The sequence below is a fragment of the Actinosynnema sp. NPDC059797 genome (genome assembly GCF_042732085.1).
Taxonomy (GTDB): Bacteria; Actinomycetota; Actinomycetes; order Mycobacteriales; family Pseudonocardiaceae; genus Actinosynnema.
The window spans coordinates 1-1,736 of record NZ_JBHWIE010000697.1; the positions used below are offsets into that span (position 1 = coordinate 1).

2 protein-coding genes are annotated in these 1,736 nt (G+C 69.4%); one reads left to right on the forward strand and one right to left on the reverse strand.

From position 1 onward, the window contains the following. Nucleotides 1–63: 63 nt before the first annotated feature. The gene (locus ACFV4N_RS43410) at nt 64–786 is read right to left on the reverse strand and encodes a LuxR C-terminal-related transcriptional regulator (RefSeq protein WP_499678539.1); all 723 of its coding nucleotides are present in this window, start codon (nt 784–786) and stop codon (nt 64–66) included. Between the two features lie 617 nt (nt 787–1,403). On the opposite strand from ACFV4N_RS43410, the gene ACFV4N_RS43415 reads away from it, so the two are divergent. Then, a partial coding sequence (locus ACFV4N_RS43415) for a hypothetical protein (protein WP_499678540.1) occupies nt 1,404–1,736 on the forward strand: 333 nt, incomplete at its 3' end.

Below are 1,736 nucleotides of genomic sequence, written 5' to 3' on the forward strand. Positions count from 1 at the left end.
AGGGGGTTCACGCGGTGCGGGACACCGGCCCCCGGGCGCGCTCCGCGGGCGACGCGCCGCGGGTCACGCGCCGCGCCCGGACCTCAGCCCCGCGCCGCTCCCGACCCGGGTCCGGCTCCCGCCGACCAGGCCGTGGCGGTAGGCGAACGCCACCGCCTGGACCCGGTCGCGCACCTCCAGCTTGGTCAGCACGTGGTGCATGTGGGAGCGCACCGTGGCCGTGGTGACGCCCAGCTCCTCGGCGATCTGCCCGTCCGAGACGCCCAGCGAGACCAGGGCCAGGACCTGGAGCTCCCGGTTGCTCAACGCGCCGGTCATCGGCGACGGGACCGTCACCGAGGGCTGCGTGGTGGTCAGCCAGTCGAGCAGGCGGGCGGCGACCGAGGGCGTGATGTAGGCCGCGCCCCGCACCACGGTGCGGATGGCCCGGATGAGGTCGCTGGACGGCTCGTCCCGGCGCACCACGCCCCGCAGCCCGCTGCGCAGCGCCTCGACCAGGTCGTCGTGGTCGCCGTTGCCGACCAGGGCGACGACGTGCGCCGACTTGGCCTGCACCAGGAGCCTGCGCACCATCGACACCAGGTCGGTGTCGGTGACGGGCAGGCCGAGCAGGATCACGTCCGGGCGCAGCAGCCTGGCCCGTCTCAGCATCTGGTGGGACTTCTCCGCCTCGTCCACCACTTCGATGTCGTTCTCCCGATCGAGCACGGCGCGCACGCCCGCGCGAACCAGTGTCTGCTCGTCGTAGGCCAGCACCCGGATCTTCATGGTGCGCGCAGACTCCATCTGTGCTCTTCATGCATTCCGATCCCCCATTGACCGGTGGTCGAACACCGGTCGTCTCGACCGAAGCTCCAAACTATATGCGTTGAGTGGGTTGTTCCAGTGCGTCCGGCAAAGATCCGTGGGCGACAAATCGCCGGCAGTGCCCCATGAGGCATCTGCTGACCCGTTCGCCACTCCGGTGCGACCGAACGGGGTAGCCGCGTTGAGTGGTGTTATGCGCATGTGGTGATGTGTCGTCAATCGGTGGAACCGGGCAGTGCCGAACTCCACGAGTTTTGGTCCGGAACTCCACCCCGTGTTGAAGACAGTGTCGCCTCCGCCTGCTTAGCTGAGTTCAGTGTTTCCGGCCGGGATGGCCACCTGGGGGTAATCAACCGAATGGGCCGAAAGGCTTTCATTCGGTGTGTCAAAAATTCACACATCCGGAGGGAGGTTCGACATGATCAAGCGCATCGCGGGTTCTCGGGTCGCCAAGCTGCTGGCCCCGAACAACCACCACACCTCGCTGGGCACGACGTTCAGCTGGAAGAAGTAAGACCGGCAGCGCCGGTCCGGGGGAGGCACGCCCTCCCCCGGACCGGTTCCCCAAGACGGACGACGCGACAGGGAGAGCAACGGTGCGGGGCAACGAGCGAGCAGACGGACAGGCGCCAAGACTCGTCCACATCGAACTCCGGCCCCTGGGCGACGACGGCACGCTGGTCGTCACGCCCGCGGGCGACAGCTTCGAGATCGCCGCCCCGCCCGACGCGCTGTGGGAGGTGCTCTCGCGGTTCGACGGGACCAGGTCCCTCGACGAGGTCTTGGCCGGCACCCCGGACCCCGACGGCTACCGCGAGGTGGTGGACGAACTGCTCGCGCTCGGCGCGATCAGCGCCGGACCCGCGCCCGAGCGCGCCGACGACTGGTCCCGGTTCCCCGAGGCGGGGGCCGGCGAGGTCGGGGGCACC